The sequence below is a fragment of the Roseateles sp. PN1 genome (assembly GCF_038419725.1).
GTDB lineage: Bacteria > Pseudomonadota > Gammaproteobacteria > Burkholderiales > Burkholderiaceae_C > Paucibacter_A.
Window position 1 is genome coordinate 51,187 of sequence record NZ_JBCARA010000009.1, and the last position, 16,872, is coordinate 68,058.

10 protein-coding genes are annotated in these 16,872 nt (G+C 64.3%); 9 read left to right on the forward strand and 1 reads right to left on the reverse strand.

Annotated features, from left to right (window positions below; translation table 11 throughout):
• Positions 1–33 precede the first annotated feature (33 nt).
• The 4 genes from AABB87_RS14715 to AABB87_RS14730 all read left to right on the forward strand — a co-directional run bounded on the left by AABB87_RS14715 (position 34) and on the right by AABB87_RS14730 (position 9,172).
• A complete protein-coding gene (locus AABB87_RS14715; protein ID WP_341971932.1) occupies positions 34–2,991 on the forward strand; it encodes a TonB-dependent receptor plug domain-containing protein in 2,958 nt (985 codons plus the stop codon).
• Positions 2,992–3,100: 109 nt separating this feature from the next.
• The gene (locus tag AABB87_RS14720) at positions 3,101–5,185 is read left to right on the forward strand and encodes a S9 family peptidase (RefSeq protein ID WP_341971933.1); all 2,085 of its coding nucleotides are present in this window, start codon (positions 3,101–3,103) and stop codon (positions 5,183–5,185) included.
• Positions 5,186–5,289: 104 nt separating this feature from the next.
• Complete coding sequence (locus AABB87_RS14725; RefSeq protein WP_341972094.1) at positions 5,290–7,137, forward strand: potassium transporter Kup; 1,848 nt, start codon at positions 5,290–5,292, stop codon at positions 7,135–7,137.
• Positions 7,138–7,288: 151 nt separating this feature from the next.
• The gene (locus tag AABB87_RS14730; RefSeq protein WP_341971934.1) at positions 7,289–9,172 is read left to right on the forward strand and encodes a potassium transporter Kup; all 1,884 of its coding nucleotides are present in this window, start codon (positions 7,289–7,291) and stop codon (positions 9,170–9,172) included.
• Between the two features lie 279 nt (positions 9,173–9,451).
• Here AABB87_RS14730 and AABB87_RS14735 read toward each other — a convergent pair whose 3' ends face one another.
• Entirely contained in the window at positions 9,452–10,222 is a 771-nt protein-coding gene (locus AABB87_RS14735; protein WP_341971935.1) for a class II glutamine amidotransferase, read from the reverse strand.
• An 81-nt stretch (positions 10,223–10,303) separates the two neighbouring features.
• Here AABB87_RS14735 and AABB87_RS14740 point away from each other — a divergent pair, with 81 nt between their 5' ends.
• From AABB87_RS14740 to fghA, 5 genes are all read left to right on the forward strand, one after another.
• Positions 10,304–11,470, forward strand: a complete 1,167-nt coding sequence (locus AABB87_RS14740; RefSeq protein ID WP_341971936.1) for a benzoate/H(+) symporter BenE family transporter — start codon at positions 10,304–10,306, stop codon at positions 11,468–11,470.
• A gap of 34 nt (positions 11,471–11,504) precedes the next feature.
• Complete coding sequence (gene gshB, locus AABB87_RS14745) at positions 11,505–12,449, forward strand: glutathione synthase (RefSeq protein ID WP_341971937.1); 945 nt, start codon at positions 11,505–11,507, stop codon at positions 12,447–12,449.
• A gap of 47 nt (positions 12,450–12,496) precedes the next feature.
• On the forward strand, positions 12,497–14,737 hold the full coding sequence (locus tag AABB87_RS14750) for an FUSC family protein (protein ID WP_341971940.1): 2,241 nt from the start codon (positions 12,497–12,499) through the stop codon (positions 14,735–14,737).
• 169 nt (positions 14,738–14,906) lie between these two features.
• On the forward strand, positions 14,907–16,013 hold the full coding sequence (locus tag AABB87_RS14755; RefSeq protein ID WP_058722514.1) for an S-(hydroxymethyl)glutathione dehydrogenase/class III alcohol dehydrogenase: 1,107 nt from the start codon (positions 14,907–14,909) through the stop codon (positions 16,011–16,013).
• 4 nt (positions 16,014–16,017) lie between these two features.
• The gene (gene fghA, locus AABB87_RS14760) at positions 16,018–16,863 is read left to right on the forward strand and encodes an S-formylglutathione hydrolase (protein WP_341971941.1); all 846 of its coding nucleotides are present in this window, start codon (positions 16,018–16,020) and stop codon (positions 16,861–16,863) included.
• Positions 16,864–16,872 lie beyond the last annotated feature (9 nt).

Consider the following 16,872-nt stretch of genomic DNA (forward strand, 5'->3'; position numbering starts at 1 on the left):
GGGGGGCAGCAAATATCTGTGAGGAGGATCCCCATGAAGCATCGCCACAATCTGTTGATGTTGGCCGTTATCACCTGCTGCGGTACGGCATTCGCGCAAGATGCAGCCACGCCCGCCAAGATCGAACGCGTCGAGGTGACGGGCAGTTTGATCAAGCGCATCGACAAAGAAACGCCTTCAGTGGTGCAGACCATCTCGCGTGAAGACATTCGCAAGTCGGGCTACGCCAGCATCGAAGAGATGTTGCGCACGGTCAGCGCGGTGGACACATCGTCCATCGGCGACGGTGCCGGCTCTGGCTTTGTCTCGGGCTTGTCCACCATCTCGCTGCGGGGCTTTGGCTCGCAAGGCACGCTGACCCTGGTCAATGGCCGTCGCCTGGCGCCTGCCGCCGCAGTTGACGTCAACTTCGGCCGTGGCAATCTGGTCAGCGTCAACACCATCCCCAAGGGCGCGGTGGAGCGCATCGACATCTTGAAGGACGGTGCCTCGGCCATGTATGGCTCCGACGCCATGGCCGGTGTCGTCAACTACATCCTGCGCAAGGACTATGTGGGCGGGGAGCTGGGCGGCAGCTACACCGTCAACAACGACGGCGTGGGCGGCACTCGCTCGGCCAATGCAGCTTTTGGCTTCGGCAATCTGGCCACCCAACGTTTCAACGTCTATGGCGGCTTGGAGGTCAGCAAGCGTGATCGCGTCATGGCCACCGATCTGCGCAATCAAGGCAATCCGGGCTTGGCCGATCAGGTCTTGAACCTGGACGGCAGCCTGTCGCGCTTTGCCCCCAGTTCGGCGGCTTCACCCTATGCCAACTACTACCGTGTGCCCACCAGCTTGTCTGGCCGCACCACGATTGACGGCTATAGCGTCGCCAATAACAGCGCTTCGGGCGTGAACTTCCTCGGTAGCCTGGCGGGCTGCCCCGACGAGATGTTGGTGGGCAAGGGCCTGCCTCAGCGCCTGCCGGGCTTCTTGCCCGCCGGCACAGGCACCGACTACGGCACGGCCAATATGCCCAAGGGCATGTGCCGCTTTGATCTGGACAGCGCCACCGAAATCATCTCCAAGCAGGACCGTATCGGCGGTTCGATGCGCGGCACTTTTGCTGTCACACGCGACTTGACGGCTTATGCCGACGTGATGTTGTCCAAGACCACCACCGAGTCTTTGGTCACACCGCGTGCCCTGACCACCAGCTTGTTCACCCAGAGCACCGCCAAGAACGCCGTGCAGTGGCCCAAGCTGGACGGCACGATGCAGAGCTTCCCGGCCATCGTGCTGCCGGTGGGCCACCCGGACAACCCGACCAATGGCCAGGCCAAGCCCGAGGCGGTGCAACTGCTTTACCGCTTTGCCGACATCCAGCGCAGCGACACCACCGAGCTGCAAGCCTCGCGCTTCACCGTGGGCCTGGAAGGCGCGGTGGGCGATTGGGACATCGACAGCGCCCTGCTTTACAGCCGCCAGAACATGAGCCGTGTGCGCGGCAATGAGTTGCGTGCCTCCCTGCTCAGCAAGGCCATTGCCGACAAGACCTATCGTTTCGGCAAGCCCAATGATGCGGCGGCCATCGCCAGCGTGGCTTCGGACGCCGTCATCGACGGCAAGGCCAGCATCGCTTCGGTCGATCTGCGCGCCAGCCGTCTCTGGTTCGACATGGCCGGTGGCAAGGCCGGTGTGGCCCTGGGTGCCGAATTCCGCCGTGAGACCCTGGACTCGGTGCCCAACGACGCCTACCAAAGCGGCGACTTCATTGGCCTGGTGGCCAACGGCGCCTCGGGCGCCCGCAACTCCACCGCGCTGTTTGGTGAGTTGAGCCTGCCGGTGCTGAAGGACCTGGAAGTGCAGGCCGCTCTGCGTGCGGAGCGTTACAGCGACTTCGGCAACGCCAATACCGGCAAGCTGGGCTTCAAGTGGACGGCGGTGCCTTCGGCCATGCTGGTGCGCGGTACGGTGGCCACGGGCTTCCGTGCGCCCTCAATCTCGCAGATCGGCACTTCCTACGCCTCGTCCTTCCACTCCTTCGGTTCTTACGCCGTGGTGGATCCGCTGCGCTGCGACACCAGCAATCCTGCCAAGCCCATCAGCAAGTCTGATCCGGCCAATAGCCGCGACTGCAATGTGCTGGGCTTTAGCTCGCGCACGCCCAATCCGGGCAGCATCGCCACCACCATCGCGGCCAATCCAGACCTGAAGCCGGAGACCTCCAAGTCTGCGACCCTGGGCCTGGTGTTCTCGCCCAGCAAAGCGGTGGATCTGAGTCTGGACGCTTGGTATTTCGAGCGCCAGAACGAGATCCGCAGCCAGCGCGGTGTGGACATCATGGAGGCCGCCGCCAAGAACCCCGGCGCGCCTAACCCGCAGATCGTGCGCGATCCCAATCCCACGACCTGGTTGCCAGGTGTGGCCAATAGCGGCCCCATCTTGATGTTGGTGCGCCAGTACGGCAACTACAACTGGACCAAGACCGGCGGCCTGGACTATGACCTGACCGTGCGCTTCCCTGACACCGAGTTGGGTCGCTTCAAGCTCAAGGTGGACGGCACTTACACCCGCCGCTACGACTACAAGATCCTGGCCAGCAGCGACGTCACCTACGCCGTGGGCACGACCAATTCGGATGTACCCAAGACCAAGGTCAAGGCCACACTGTCTTGGGACGCCGGCAATTGGGACAGCTTTGCCCGCGTCTCGCATTCCGACGGCCTGAAGCGCTCGACCACCGACACCTGCCTGAGCTCGACCTCGGCGTCCAACACCTTGCTGCGCGACAACGGCTACTGCTACAACACGCCGCAGCAGTCCTTGGACCTGGGCACCACCTATCGCGGCTTCAAGAATGTGGCCTTGTCGGCCACCGTCTTGAACGTGATGGGCCGCTACGGCTTCAGCTCCGGCGTGCCTTCGGTGTTCAACTATTACGACCAAGGCGCGACCGACCAGCTGGGCCGCCGTTACACCATCAGCGCCAGCTATTCGTTTGATTGAGGCTTGATGATGGGCGGTGCTGCTGAGGCAAGCTCAGCGCACCGTTGTTCGCCAAGGGTCAATGCTCGCGCATTGGCCCTTGTTTTCTTGAGCTGGCGAAAGGCCGGAAATGAAGAAGTACCAAAGAACTTTGCAGGCTTGGCTGGGCGTGCTGCTGCTCAGCGCCTTCGCGCCGGGTTCACTATTTGCGCAAGAGCGTCGCTTGGAGCCCGGCCCCAGTCTCATCGCCGAGGGCATTCCGACCCTGTTCAAAACCAGCCAGCCGGCGGCCAAGGAGCTTGTCAGCGCGCGCTTTGTCGACTGGCATCCTCAGCGGCGCGAAATGCTGGTGTTGGCCCAGGCCGGTGGCAGCCTGCAATTGCATCTATTGAATGCCCCTGGCGCCAAGCCGCGCGCCTTGACCGAAGGGCGCGACGCAGTGGCCCAAGCCAGTTGGGAGCCGGAGCGCGGCGATTACTTGGTATTCAGCCGTGACCAAGGCGGGGACGAGGCCTTTCAGCTCTATCGCCTGAAGCCATCTGCCCAGGCCGAGCCCTTGGCGCAGCCGCTGCGCATCAGTGGCGCGGAGGGCCGAGTCAGCGACTATCAGTTCCTGCCCCAGGGCCGCGGCTTGGTCTATTTGTGGGAGCGCTTGAATCGACAGTCCGAGGCGGGCGCCAAGGCCGCGCGGCCGCTGAGTCGCTTGATGTGGGTGGATCCCGCGCAAGAGGCGCCCCAGCCGCGCGAGTTGGCAGCGGTGGAGGGCGGGCGTTTTACCGATTTGGCCGTCAGCACCGGCGGGAGCATTCTGCTCCTTCGCACCGTCCAGGGGCGCAGCCAGCTCCTGCGTTTTGACTTGGATGGCAAGCCCGGTCGGCCGCTCGGCGCTGCCCAAGACAAGGCCGAGGAAGATGTTGAGCAAGCCCAGGCACTCGCGCCGACCGATGCGCTCTGGCGCCGGCAGGCGCTCAAATCAGACTACCGCCATCTGGTGCGCCTGGATCTGGCCAGCGGCCAACGCCAGCCCTGGCTCAGCGAGATGCAGTCGGATCTGGAGGCCTTGGCCGTGCCGCCCCGCGCGGACGGCCGGCCAATGGCCTTGTTGAACAATGAGCAAGGCATCTCGGTCTTGCGCTTGTTCGATCCGCTGCAGGCCCAGACGCCGCCGCGCCGGGTCTTGACCCAGTTGCCGGCCGGCGTCACGCGCAATCTGCGCTGGCATGGCACCTTGCCCTTGCTGGGCTTTGAACATGCTTCGGCCCAAAGCCCTGGTCGCATCTATGCCTATGACAGCCAGACCGAAGAACTCCAGCTCTGGGCCGGCCGCCAGGAGGCGGGCAGCGGGGCGGAGTACAGCAGCCTGCAGTGGAAGAGCTTTGATGGCTTGCAGATCTCGGGCCTGCACATTGCGCCGCCCGCCCGCTTCCAAGGCCCACGGCCGGTCTATATCAGCATCCATGGCGGCCCGTCCTCGCAGTCAAGGCCCGGCTATTTGAATGCGACCCTGCGCCATCTGGTCGAGGTCATGGGCATGCATGTGATCCTGCCCAATGTGCGTGGCTCGGACGGCTTCGGCAAAAAGTTCTTGGGCCTGGACAACGGCCGCCGCCGCGAGGATTCGGTCAAGGACATCAGCGCCTTGCTGGATCTGATCGCCAGCCGCAGCGATATGGATGCGGCCAAGGTTGTGGTCGCGGGCGGCAGCTATGGCGGCTATATGGCGCTGGCCGTCGCGGTGCATGAGTCCAAGCGCATCGCCGGCAGCATCTGCCGGGTCGGTATCGCCAATTTCGTTTCGTTCTTGGAAAACACCGAGAGCTACCGCCGCGACAACCGCCGCGCCGAGTACGGCGACGAGCGCGAGCCCAAGATGCGCGAGTTCTTGCAGCAGATCTCGCCCTTGAACCGGGCCGAGGCGGTCAAGAAGCCGCTCTTCATCGTGCATGGCCGCAACGACCCGCGGGTGCCCTATGCGGAGGCGCAGCAAATGGTGCAGGCGGTGCGTGCACACGGCACGCCGGTGTGGTTCTTGACCGCTGAGGACGAGGGGCACAGCTTCACCAAGGCGGACAACCGCGACTATTTGTTCCAGGCCACGCTGGAGTTTGTGCGGCGCGTCACGGCTGCGCCGCTTGACCCGTTCGACGCCGCCGGAGCCAAACCTGAAAGCGAGGCCTTGGTCAAGACCCCAGTTGTTTTAGCAAAAGACGATTGACGCGGTGCAGCAAAGCAAGCGCAAAATGGCGTTTTGGTTTGACGCTGCTTCGCTCGCAGCAATATCACGTGAGTTCACCCAATTCGGCGCATTCGCCATCGGCCATGGCCGGTTTGACCCTGGGGGCCTTGGGCGTCGTTTACGGCGACATTGGTACCAGCCCGCTGTACGCCTTGAAAGAGGTGTTCCATGGCGGCCATGTGGCGCCGACGCCCGACAACATTCTGGGCGTGCTTTCGCTGCTGTTCTGGACGATGACCATCATCGTCTCGCTCAAGTACGTGTTGCTGATTCTGCGCGCCGACAACAACGGCGAAGGCGGCTTGATCGCCATGCTGGCGCTGGCCACCAATGCGGTGAACGGCAAGCCGGCGCTACGGCGCCGCTTGATGCTGGTCGGCATGTTCGGCACCGCGATCTTTTACGGGGACGCGGTCATCACCCCGGCCATGACGGTCTTGGGTGCGGTGGAGGGCATTGATGTCTACGCGCCGCAGTTCCATGAGGCCATCCTGCCGCTGACACTGCTGGTGCTGGCGGGCTTGTTTGCCGTGCAGCGCATGGGCACGGGCGGCATCGGCAAGGCCTTCGGCCCGGTGATGGTGCTGTGGTTTGTCAGCCTGGCGCTACTGGGCCTGCCGCATGTGGTGGAGAACCCGCAGGTCTTGGCGGCCATCAACCCCGCCTATGCCTGGCACTTTTGTATGACCCACAAGCTGGTGGCTTTCATTGCCCTGGGCGCTGTGGTGCTGGTGGTCACCGGTGGTGAAGCCCTGTATGCCGACTTGGGCCACTTTGGCAAAAAGCCGATCCGCATCGCCTGGTACGGCATCGTCATGCCTTCGCTGGTGATCAACTATTTCGGCCAAGGAGCGATGCTGTTGGACAACCCCGAGGGCATCAAGAACCCCTTCTTTTTGCTGGCACCGAGCTGGGCCGAGATCCCCTTGTTCGTACTGGCCACGCTGGCGGCCATCGTGGCCTCACAGGCCTTGATCACGGCCGCGTTTTCGGTCACCAAGCAGGCGGTGCAACTGGGTTTGCTGCCGCGCATGCGCATCCTGCACACCTCGGTGCGTGACACCGGGCAGATCTATGTGCCCTTTGTGAACTGGGGCCTGTTTGTTTTCATCGTCTTGGCGGTGGTTTTGTTCGGCTCCTCCAGCAAGCTGGCGGGCGCTTACGGCATTGCCGTCACCATCGACATGACCATCACCACGGTGATGACCTTCTTCGTCATTCGTCACGGCTGGAAGTACCCCTTGCCGCTATGCCTTCTGGCCACCGGCTTTTTCTTCGTCATCGACCTGACCTTCCTTGCCTCCAATATGCTCAAGCTGGTGGCCGGCGGCTGGTTCCCGCTGATGATTGGCATTGCCATGTTCACCTTGATGCTGACCTGGAAGCAGGGGCGGCGCCTGCTCAGCAACCGGCTGCGTGACGATGCCATTGAGCTGAAGAGCTTTCTGGAGGCCATCTTTATCAGCCCGCCGTTGCGGGTGCCGGGCACGGCGGTGTTCTTGGCGGCAGAGGCTGGCGTGACGCCGAACGCCTTGATGCACAACCTCAAGCACAACAAGATCTTGCATGCACAGAACCTGTTTGTGACCGTCAAGCATCATGAAGTGCCCTGGGTGGCGCCCGAGAAGCGCCTGAGCTTTGATAGCCTGGGCCATGACTGCTGGACGGTCAGCCTGCATTTCGGTTTCATGAATGAGCCGGATGTGCCTGAGGCCCTGCAGCTCTTGCGCCAGCATGGGGTGATGATGGAAGAGATGGAGACGAGCTACTTCCTGTCGCGGGACATCGTCATCCCCACCATCGGCAGCGGCATGGCGCTGTGGCGCGAGAAGCTGTTCGCCAATATGCACCGCAATGCGGCGGCAGCGGCTGACTTCTTGCACCTACCCACCAACCGGATCGTGGAGCTGGGGTCTAAGGTCGAAATCTGATTGCACAAGCGCCTGAGTGCCGCCGCCGCGCTCGCTGCCGCACCTTTGCGGCTGCCGGGCCATATCAGTCGAATTTGATGCGGTGCAGCAAAACAAGGCGCAGAATGCCTGTTTTCGATCAAGACGGCGCCTTGCGGCGCCGTACCCATCTGTGAGTTCTGAAACTACTGCGCACGGCAAATCGGCTTTGGCTGGCTTGACCCTGGGGGCGCTCGGCGTCGTTTACGGCGACATCGGTACCAGCCCGCTCTATGCCTTGAAAGAGGTGTTCAACGCGGGCCATGTGCCGCTCACACCGGCCAATATCATCGGCATCTTGTCGCTGGTGTTCTGGACTCTGACCATCGTCGTGTCCTTGAAATACGTCACCTTGATCATGCGGGCCAACAACAAGGGCGAAGGCGGCACCATGGCCTTGCTGGCGCTGGCCGGCACCGCGGTGGCAGACCGGCCGCGTTTGAAGCTGGCCCTGCTCTTGATGGGCATCCTGGGCGCGGCCATGTTTTATGGCGACGGCGTAATCACCCCGGCGATTTCGGTCTTGTCCGCGATCGAAGGCCTGGAGTTGGCCACGCCGGCTTTCAAGCCCTATGTAGTGCCCATCACTTTGGGTATTTTGTTCGGCCTCTACGCCATTCAAAAGCACGGCACCGGCGCCATGGGCGTGGTGTTTGGCCCCATCACCCTGATCTGGTTCTTGGTGATTGCCTACTTCGGTGTGGTCTGGATTCTGCGTGAGCCGGCCGTGCTGGCCGCCATCAACCCGCTGCTGGCGCTGGAGTTCGCCTTGACCCACGGCCATGTCACGCTGGTGGTGCTGGGCGCGGTGTTTCTGTCGGTCACCGGTGCCGAGGCCTTGTATGCCGATATGGGCCACTTCGGTCCCAAGCCCATCCGTCTGGCCTGGTTCGGCCTGGTCTGGCCGGCCTTGTTGTTGAACTATTTCGGCCAGGGCGCGCTGCTGCTGTCCAATCCCGCGGCGGTAGAGAACCCCTTCTTCCTGATGGTGCCCGAGGGCTTGCTTCTGCCCATGGTGGGCCTGGCCACCATGGCCACAGTGATTGCCTCGCAAGCCACCATTTCCGGCACCTTCTCGGTTACCAAGCAGGCGATTCAGCTGGGCTATCTGCCGCGCATGCGGGTGATTCACACCTCCATCAAGGAAACCGGCCAGATCTACATTCCGGCGGTCAATTGGATGCAGTTCGGTGCCATCGTGGCGGCTGTGGCCTTGTTCGGCTCCTCCTCTGCGCTGGCCACGGCCTACGGCATTGCGGTCACGGCCACCATGGTGCTGACCACCTTGATGACCTTCTTCGTTATCCGCTACCTCTGGAAGTACCCGGCTTGGCTTTGCTATGGCGCCACCGCCTTCTTCTTGTCGATTGAGCTGGTGTTCCTGTCCTCCAACGTCCTCAAGGTGTTCTCGGGCGGCTGGTTCACGCTGGCGATTGCGGGCGCGGTGTTCACCGTCATGCTGACCTGGAAGCAGGGCCGGCGCTTGCTCAGCGACAAGCTGCGTGAAGACGCGATCGACCTGAAGAGCTTTCTCGACGCGGTCTTCATCAGCCCGCCGCACCGCGTGGTGGGCTCGGCCGTGTTCTTGTCCGCCGAGCCGGGCACGACACCTAATGCCTTGCTGCACAACCTCAAGCACAACAAGGTGCTGCACGAGCAGAATATCTTCGTCACCGTCAAACACCACGAAGTGCCCTGGGTGACGGCAGCGGAGCGGGTTCATATCGAGGAGCTGGGCAATCGCTGCTGGCAGGTCAGCCTGAACTTCGGCTTCAAGGACGAACCCGATGTGCCCGCCGCGCTGACGCTGTTGGCCAAGCATGATGTGCAGCTGGACGATATGGAAACCAGCTATTTCCTGTCCCGCGACATCGTCATTCCCACCATCGGCAGCGGCATGGCCTTGTGGCGCGAAAAGCTCTTCGCCAGCATGCACCGCAACGCGGCGGCCGCGGCCGACTTCCTGCACCTGCCCGCCAACCGGATTGTGGAGCTGGGCTCCAAAGTGCAAATCTAATAGCTTTGCGGGACAGACCGCCCGAGGGGGGTACCCCCGAGTAGCTCTGTCCCCAACTGATCAGAAGTCTTGCGGGACAGACCGCCCGAGGGTACCCCCGAGTAGCTCTGCTTGGCCGCTGGCAGGCGGCCAAGCCTCCGTCAGGCGCCAATCAGGCCGCAGGGCCTGATTGGGTCCGGACGAAGTCCCCAACTGACTAGACGCTTTGCGGGACAGACCGCCCGAGGGTTGGGCGCCTGAGTAGCGCTGTCTCCAACTGAAGCCCGCGCCCAGCTCGGTTTAAGCCAGCGCCTCGCTGCGCTGCCCCTCTTCCGATAAGTGCACCACCATGCCCTGCGGAATCAACTCCCAGCCCTCATGCTCGCCTTCCAGCGGCTCCGAGGCAATCACATGGCCAAGCTCGCCATGCCGATGAAGATAGAGGGTAGGGGCGCGCTTATCGCTGGAAAAGCGGAAGGCGTGAATGGACTTGCCATCGGCCAGCGCGGCCGAAAAGCGCAGGGGCTGGTCGATGCCCAGCACATGCATCATCGCCAGCGTCTCGTTGAGCACTTGGCCCACAGCCTGGGTGATGCTGTCGCCCATTTCCATGCGGTTGATGATCATCAGGAACAGCAGTTCCGAGTCGGTCGCACCCTGGCGGTGGGCATAGAGATGATCGGATAGGCGCGACTCCATCGCACGGCGCAACTGGCCATAACCGCCAATCTGGCCGTTGTGCATGAAGAGATAGGGGCCGTAGTGAAAAGGGTGGCAGTTCTGCCGCGCGATGCCGGTGCCGGTGGCGGCGCGCACATGGGCAAAGAACAGCGGTGAGCGCACATTGCTGCACAGGGCGAGTAGGTTTTCGTCTGACCAGGCGGGCATCACCTCGCGGTAAATGCCGGGGCTGCTGCGTTCGCCATACCAGCCGATGCCGAAGCCGTCACCGTTGGTGACTGCCTTGGCCTCATCGGCCCGCAGCGACTGGCGCACCAGCGAGTGGCGCGGCGTGCAGACCAACTCTTCCAGAAAAATCGACTCACCCAGATAAGCAAGAAATCGGCACATAGGCGTCAGTTTGGCAGCAAGGCGTGGGGTCGGGAATCAGTAGAACTGCGCTGTGCGAAAGCCTTCGCTATGCTGGCGGGCATGACAAGCTGGCTTCGCGATCTTTCTGTTTCGGCTGTGGTGGCTGGTTTTGTAGCGGTTTTGGTGGGCTTCACCAGTTCGGTGGCCATCGTGTTCCAGGCCGCGCAGGCGCTGGGCGCCACGCCGGCGCAAACCAGTTCCTGGATGTGGGCCTTGGGCCTGGGCATGGGCTTCACCAGCCTGGGATTGTCCTTGTGGAGCCGCCAGCCGGTGCTGACCGCCTGGTCCACGCCCGGCGCGGCGCTGATCGCAGCAACCTCCGGCATCCCCATGGCCGAGGCGATTGGCGCCTTCTTGGTCTGCGCCGCTTTGATCATCTTGTTCGGCATCACCGGTTGGTTCGAACGTTTGATGGACCGCATCCCGCTGGCCGTGGCCTCGGCCCTGCTGGCCGGGGTGCTGGCGCGTTTCGGCCTGGACGCGGTCTTGACCGTTAAGACCGCGCCCCTGCTGGTGCTGAGCATGGCTGCGGCCTATCTGCTGGGCAAGCGCCTGTGGCCGCGCTATGCGGTGCCGGGCGTTTTGCTGGTGGGCGTGGCGGTGGCCGCCGGGCAAGGGCGCTTGCATTGGGGCGCGGTGGAATGGGCTTGGGCGCAACCGGTCTGGACCACGCCGGCCTTTAGCGTGGCGGCCCTGATCGGTGTGGCGCTGCCGCTCTTCCTCGTCACCATGGCCTCGCAAAACCTGCCCGGCGTGGCCGCGCAGCGGGCCTCGGGCTATCGCGCGCCGGTGTCGCGCAGCATCACGGTGACAGGTCTTGCCAGCCTGCTGCTGGCGCCCTTCGGTGGCTATGCCTTCAACCTCGCGGCCATCACGGCGGCGATCTGCATGGGCCCCGAGGCGCATGCCGACCCGCGCCGCCGCTACCTGGCCGCTTGCGCGGCCGGGGTGTTCTACATTGCCGTGGGCCTGGCCGGTGGCGCGGTGGTGGGCTTGCTGGTGGCCTTTCCGCGTGAGTTGGTGGCGGCGATTGCCGGCCTGGCTTTGCTGGGCACCATCGCCGGCGGCCTGAGCGCCGCGCTGAAGGAAGAAAAGCACCGCGACGCCGCCATCCTGACCTTTCTGGTCACGCTCTCCGGCCTGAATCTGCTCGGCATCGGCTCGGCATTCTGGGGCGTGGTGGCCGGCAGTGTGGCGCTATTGGTGCAACACTTGCGTTCGAGATAAAGACTGATTGAATGATTGACTGGAAGCTATTGCCATGAAACTGCTGTTCGTTGCCGACCCGATCGAGACCTTCAAGACTTACAAGGACTCCACCTTCGCCATGATGCGCGAGGCCGCCAAACGCGGCCATGAGATCTGGGCCTGCGAGGTGCCCGATCTGGTGTGGCGCAGCGGCGGCCGTGTGCTCGCCCGCAACGCGCGCGCCCTGACCCTGACCGGCGACGCGAAAGACTGGTACAGCGTGGCCGCCACGCAGGAGCTGGTGCTGGCCGAAACCGACGCCATCGTGATGCGCAAGGACCCGCCTTTCGACAGCGAGTTCTTCTACGCCACCCACTTGCTGGGCCAGGCCGAGCGCGAGGGCGCGCGCGTCTTCAACAAGCCCGCGGCGCTGCGCGATCACCCCGAAAAGCTGGCGCTGATGGAGTTCCCGCAGTACTGCACGCCCACCTTGGTGACTCGCTCGGCCGAGGTGGTGCGCGCCTTCCATGCCGAGCACAAAGACATCATCCTCAAGCCCCTGGACGGCATGGGCGGCACTGGCATCTTCCGTGTTGGCGCGGACGGGCTCAACCTCGGCGCCATCATCGAAACGCTCAACAAGGACGGCGCCGAAACCATCATGGTGCAGCGCTATTTGCCCGCCATCAGCCAGGGCGACAAGCGCGTGCTGGTGATTGGCGGCGAGGTGGTGCCTTTCTGCCTGGCGCGCATTCCGCAAGGCGGAGAGGTGCGTGGCAACTTGGCTGCCGGCGGCAAGGGCGTGGCCCAGCCGATCAGCGCGCGTGACCGTGAAATTGCCGAAGCCGTGGGCCCCATCCTGGCCCAGCGCGGCCTGCTCTTGGTGGGCCTGGATGTGATTGGCGACTGCCTCACCGAGATCAATGTCACCAGCCCCACCTGCTTCCAGGAAATCACCGACCAGACCGGCTTCGACGTCGCCAAGATGTTCGTCGATGCCTTGGAGCGCAGCCTCTGATGCGGCTGCTGCCGTTTGCTTCGCTGCAAAGTTGAAGCCCTGAGGCCATGCTGCGACAGCTTCCCCTCGCCCGGCACCTGACGGCTGCCCACATCAACGGCATCGGCGTGGCGCTAGGTGTGGCGACGGTGCAGGCGCTGTTCAGCCTGCTGCTGGGCCTGCCGGTCGGTTTGGCGGCAGCCGGTGGCGCGGTTTGCGCCAGCTTGCCGGATGTGCCTAATCCGCCGCAGCGGGTCTTGATGCGGGTCTTGCCGGCTGCCTTGGTTGCCGCCCTGGTGAGCTTGTCGGTGGGCTTGCTGCGGGCGTCACCGCTGGCGATGACGCTGCTGATCGCGCTGATCGCCTTTGCCAGCTTGCTGAGCATGGCCTGGGGCGCACGCGCCGGGCCGCTGTCGTTCACCGGCGTGTTGGCGCTGGTGTTTGCCATGGCCTGGGAGGCGCCGGCCACGCCGCTGGATGCCCTGATCCACGCCGCCTGGGTGGCGGCCGGTGCGCTCAGCTATGCGGTGTGGGCGCGATTCATGGCCGTGTTGCTGCGCCGCCGCTACCGCGAACTGGCGGTGGCCGCGGCCATGCGTGCCGCGGTGCGGCGCCTGCGTTCACGCGCCGAGCGTATTCGCGGCGATGTGCCGCTGGCCGAGGCCGGCATCCGCGCTTCGATTGCTGACGATGTGCTGCTGGCCGAAGCCTTACAAGCGGCCCGCGATCAGGTTTTTGCCGCCCAGCCCTCGGCCCACAGCCGGCGTCAGATCGATCTGGTGCTGGGCCTGATCGAGCTGCGTGACTTGTTGTTGGCCAGCCGGCTGGATCTGCATTTGCTGGGCGACGATGCGGCCGCCCTGGCTTGGCGCCATGCCCTGGCCGACACCTTGCTGCCGCTGGCTGCGGCGTTGGAAGAACTGGCGGCGCATGTGGACCGCGGCGCGCCTTTGCCGGAGGTCTCGCCCCAGCAATCGCCAGCGCTTTGGCGTGCGGATCTGGCCGCCCGCCTGGCTAGTGTTCAGGCGCCGGCGGGAGATGCTCGCCTCCACTTGGTGGACGCTTTGCAAAGCCGCATCGGCCATATGTTTGACGACATCGCCGCGATGGTGGCGCGCTGCCGCCAGCCTGACCGGGCCAGCGCCTGGACGCGTGAGCAGTTGCAGCTTTTCGTCTCGCCCGAGGGCTGGCCGCTGGCGGCGCTCAAACCCCATCTGAGCCTGCAGTCCAGCGTGATGCGCCATGCTTTGCGCGGCGGCTTGGCGCTGTCGCTGGCCTATGCCTTAGGGTTGATGTTGCCCTGGGCGGCCCACCCGCATTGGTTGGTGCTGAGCGTGTCGGTGGTGCTGCGCGGCAATTTGGAGCAGACCTTGTCGCGCCGCAACGACCGCATCATCGGCACCGTTATCGGTTGCCTGCTGGTGCTGGCCCTGGCGCAAGCAACGCGCCTGGGTGCCGGGCACGGCATCTTGGCCTTGAGCTTTTTGGTGGCGGTGGGCGTGGCCCATGCCTATGTGAATCAACGCTACCGGGTGGCGGCCACCGCGGCCACTTTGATGGCCTTGCTGCAACCCTTGCTGCTGGCAGCTGGCACCCAACCGGCGGTGGGTGAGCGCCTGGCGGATACGGTCATCGGCGCCTTGCTGGCCTGGGCGTTTTGCTTTGTGCTGCCTTCTTGGGAGCGCCGCAGCCTGCAGCGCCTCAACGGCCAGTTGCGCCTGGCCCTGGGCCGGCATGCGCGCAATGTCTTGCAATGGGCGCCGACGCAAGCCCAGCAACTGGCTCAGCGCCTGAGTCGCCAACAGGCCTACACGGCCTTGGCGGCGCTGGCCGCAGCGGCCCAGCGCACACGGGTGGAGCCGCGCAGCGTGCGCCTGCCCGAGCCCGAGATTGAAGCGGTGCTGAGCCATGGTTACCGGCTGATGGCTTTGCTGGGTGCCTTGCAACAACTGCTCAGCCGGCGCCGCGAGCGCCTGGACCCGACCCAGAGCCCGGCCGCCTTGCAGCTGAGCCTGGCCGCGCTGCTGCAGGCCTTGCAACAGCCAGGCCTGCCGGCGCCGGGATCGTCCACAAACGCTGAAAGCCTGGCAGGCGCCTCCGACCTTGCCGCAGCGGAAAGCTCGGCCGCTGCCGAGCGCCTGAGCACGCCCTTGGAAGACGAAGTCTGGCCCGAGCACCTGAGCCAGCAAGACCTCAGCCCCTGGTTGCTGCGCCGCCTGGGCCTGTGCCAGCGCGAGGCTGCCTTGCTGAGCGAGGCCATGCAGCGCCTGCAAACCGCCATGCCGCCCGAGCCGGCCCGCCAGCGCTGAACTGACGGGCTGACCCCCACGTTAAGAATGACCCGCGGTCAGCACAGCCGCGGCCTGCGGTTTATGCTCTGCGCCATTCGCAGGCCCAGGCGCCACGGGCATGTCCCGTCTGGCCTGCGCCGCGCTTCTCCTCCCCCAAAGTCCTTCACAAAGAAAGCCTCCCACCATGATCACCACCCGCGCAGCCGTGGCCTGGAAAGCCGGTGCCCCCTTGACGATTGAAACCGTGCAGCTCGACGGCCCGCGCGCCGGCGAAGTCCTGGTGGAAGTTAAAGCCACCGGCATCTGCCACACCGATTACTACACCCTCTCCGGCGCCGACCCGGAGGGCATCTTCCCCGCCATCCTGGGCCACGAGGGCGCGGGCATCGTGCTGGAAGTGGGCGAGGGCGTCACCTGGCTCAAGCCCGGCGACCACGTCATTCCGCTCTACACGCCCGAGTGCCGGCAGTGCAAGTTCTGCCTCTCGCGCAAAACCAATCTCTGCCAGGCCATCCGCCCGACCCAGGGCAAGGGCCTGATGCCCGATGGCAGCTCGCGCTTTTCCATCGACGGCAAGCCGATCTTTCACTACATGGGCACCTCCACCTTCGCCAATCACATCGTTGTGCCCGGCATCGCCCTGGCCAAGATTCGCGAGGACGCGCCTTTTGACAAGGTCTGCTACATCGGCTGCGGCGTGACCACCGGCGTGGGTGCCGTGCTGTTCACCGCCAAGGTCGAGGCCGGCGCCAATGTGGTGGTGTTTGGTCTGGGCGGCATTGGCCTGAATGTGATCCAGGGCGCCAAGATGGTGGGGGCCGACAAAATCATCGGCGTGGACCTGAACCCCGAGCGCGAGGCCCTGGCCCGCCAGTTCGGCATGACCCACTTCATCAACCCCAAGGAACACGCCAACGTGGTGGACGCGATTGTTCAACTCACCGACGGCGGCGCGGACTATTCCTTTGAGTGCATCGGCAATACCAAGGTCATGCGCGACGCGCTGGAGTGCACCCACAAGGGCTGGGGCCGCAGCATCATCATCGGCGTGGCCGAGGCCGGCGCTGAAATCAGCACCCGGCCCTTCCAACTGGTCACCGGCCGCAAATGGGAAGGCAGTGCCTTCGGCGGCGCGCGCGGCCGCACCGATGTGCCCAAGATCGTTGATTGGTATATGGAAGGCAAGCTCAAGATCGACGAGCTGATCACCCACAAGCTGCCGCTGGAGCGCATCAACGAAGGCTTCGATCTGATGAAGCGCGGTGAATCCATCCGCTCGGTGGTCGAGTTCTAAGCCCATGTTTGAGCCGATCTCCACCCATGCCAGCTTCGGCGGGCAGCAGCAGTTTTGCCGCCATGACTCCGAAGTCATCGGCCTGCCGATGCGCTTCGCCTTGTTCGTGCCGCCCGCACCCAAAGGCCTGCTGATCTTTCTGGCCGGCCTGACCTGCACCGAGGAAACCTTCACCATGAAGGCCGGCGCGCAGCGCGTGGCCGCTGAGCTGGGCCTGGCGCTGCTGATGCCCGACACCAGCCCGCGCGGCGCCAATGTGCCGGGTGAGGCCGAGCATTGGGACTTTGGAGTCGGTGCCGGTTTCTATCTCGATGCCACCGCCGAACCCTGGGCCCGCCATTGGCGCATGGAGAGCTATATCACCGAGGAGTTGCTGCCCCAGGTGCTGGCCGCCTTGCAGTTGCCGGCCGACAAGGTGGGCATTTTTGGTCACTCCATGGGCGGCCACGGGGCCTTGACCTTGGCCTTGCGCCACCCCGACAAGTTCCGCTCGGTCTCGGCGTTTGCCCCCATCGCCGCGCCCAGCCAATGTGCTTGGGGCCAGAAAGCCTTCAGCGGCTATCTGGGGCCGGACACCGCCAGCTGGGACGCGCACGATGCCAGTGCCTTGATGCTGCAGGCGCCCGGAGCAGGCGTGCTGTTCCCCGCCGGCATCTTGATCGACCAGGGCATGGCCGACAAATTCCTACTGGAAATGCAGCTGCTGCCCGAGCGCTTCGAAGCCGCCTGCCAGACCCGCGGCCAGCCGGTGACGATGCGCTGGCATCTGGGCTATGACCACGGCTATTACTTCATCGCCAGCTTTGTTGAGGACCACCTCAGGCACCACGCCAAGGCCTTGCTGGGCTAAGCCAGGCCG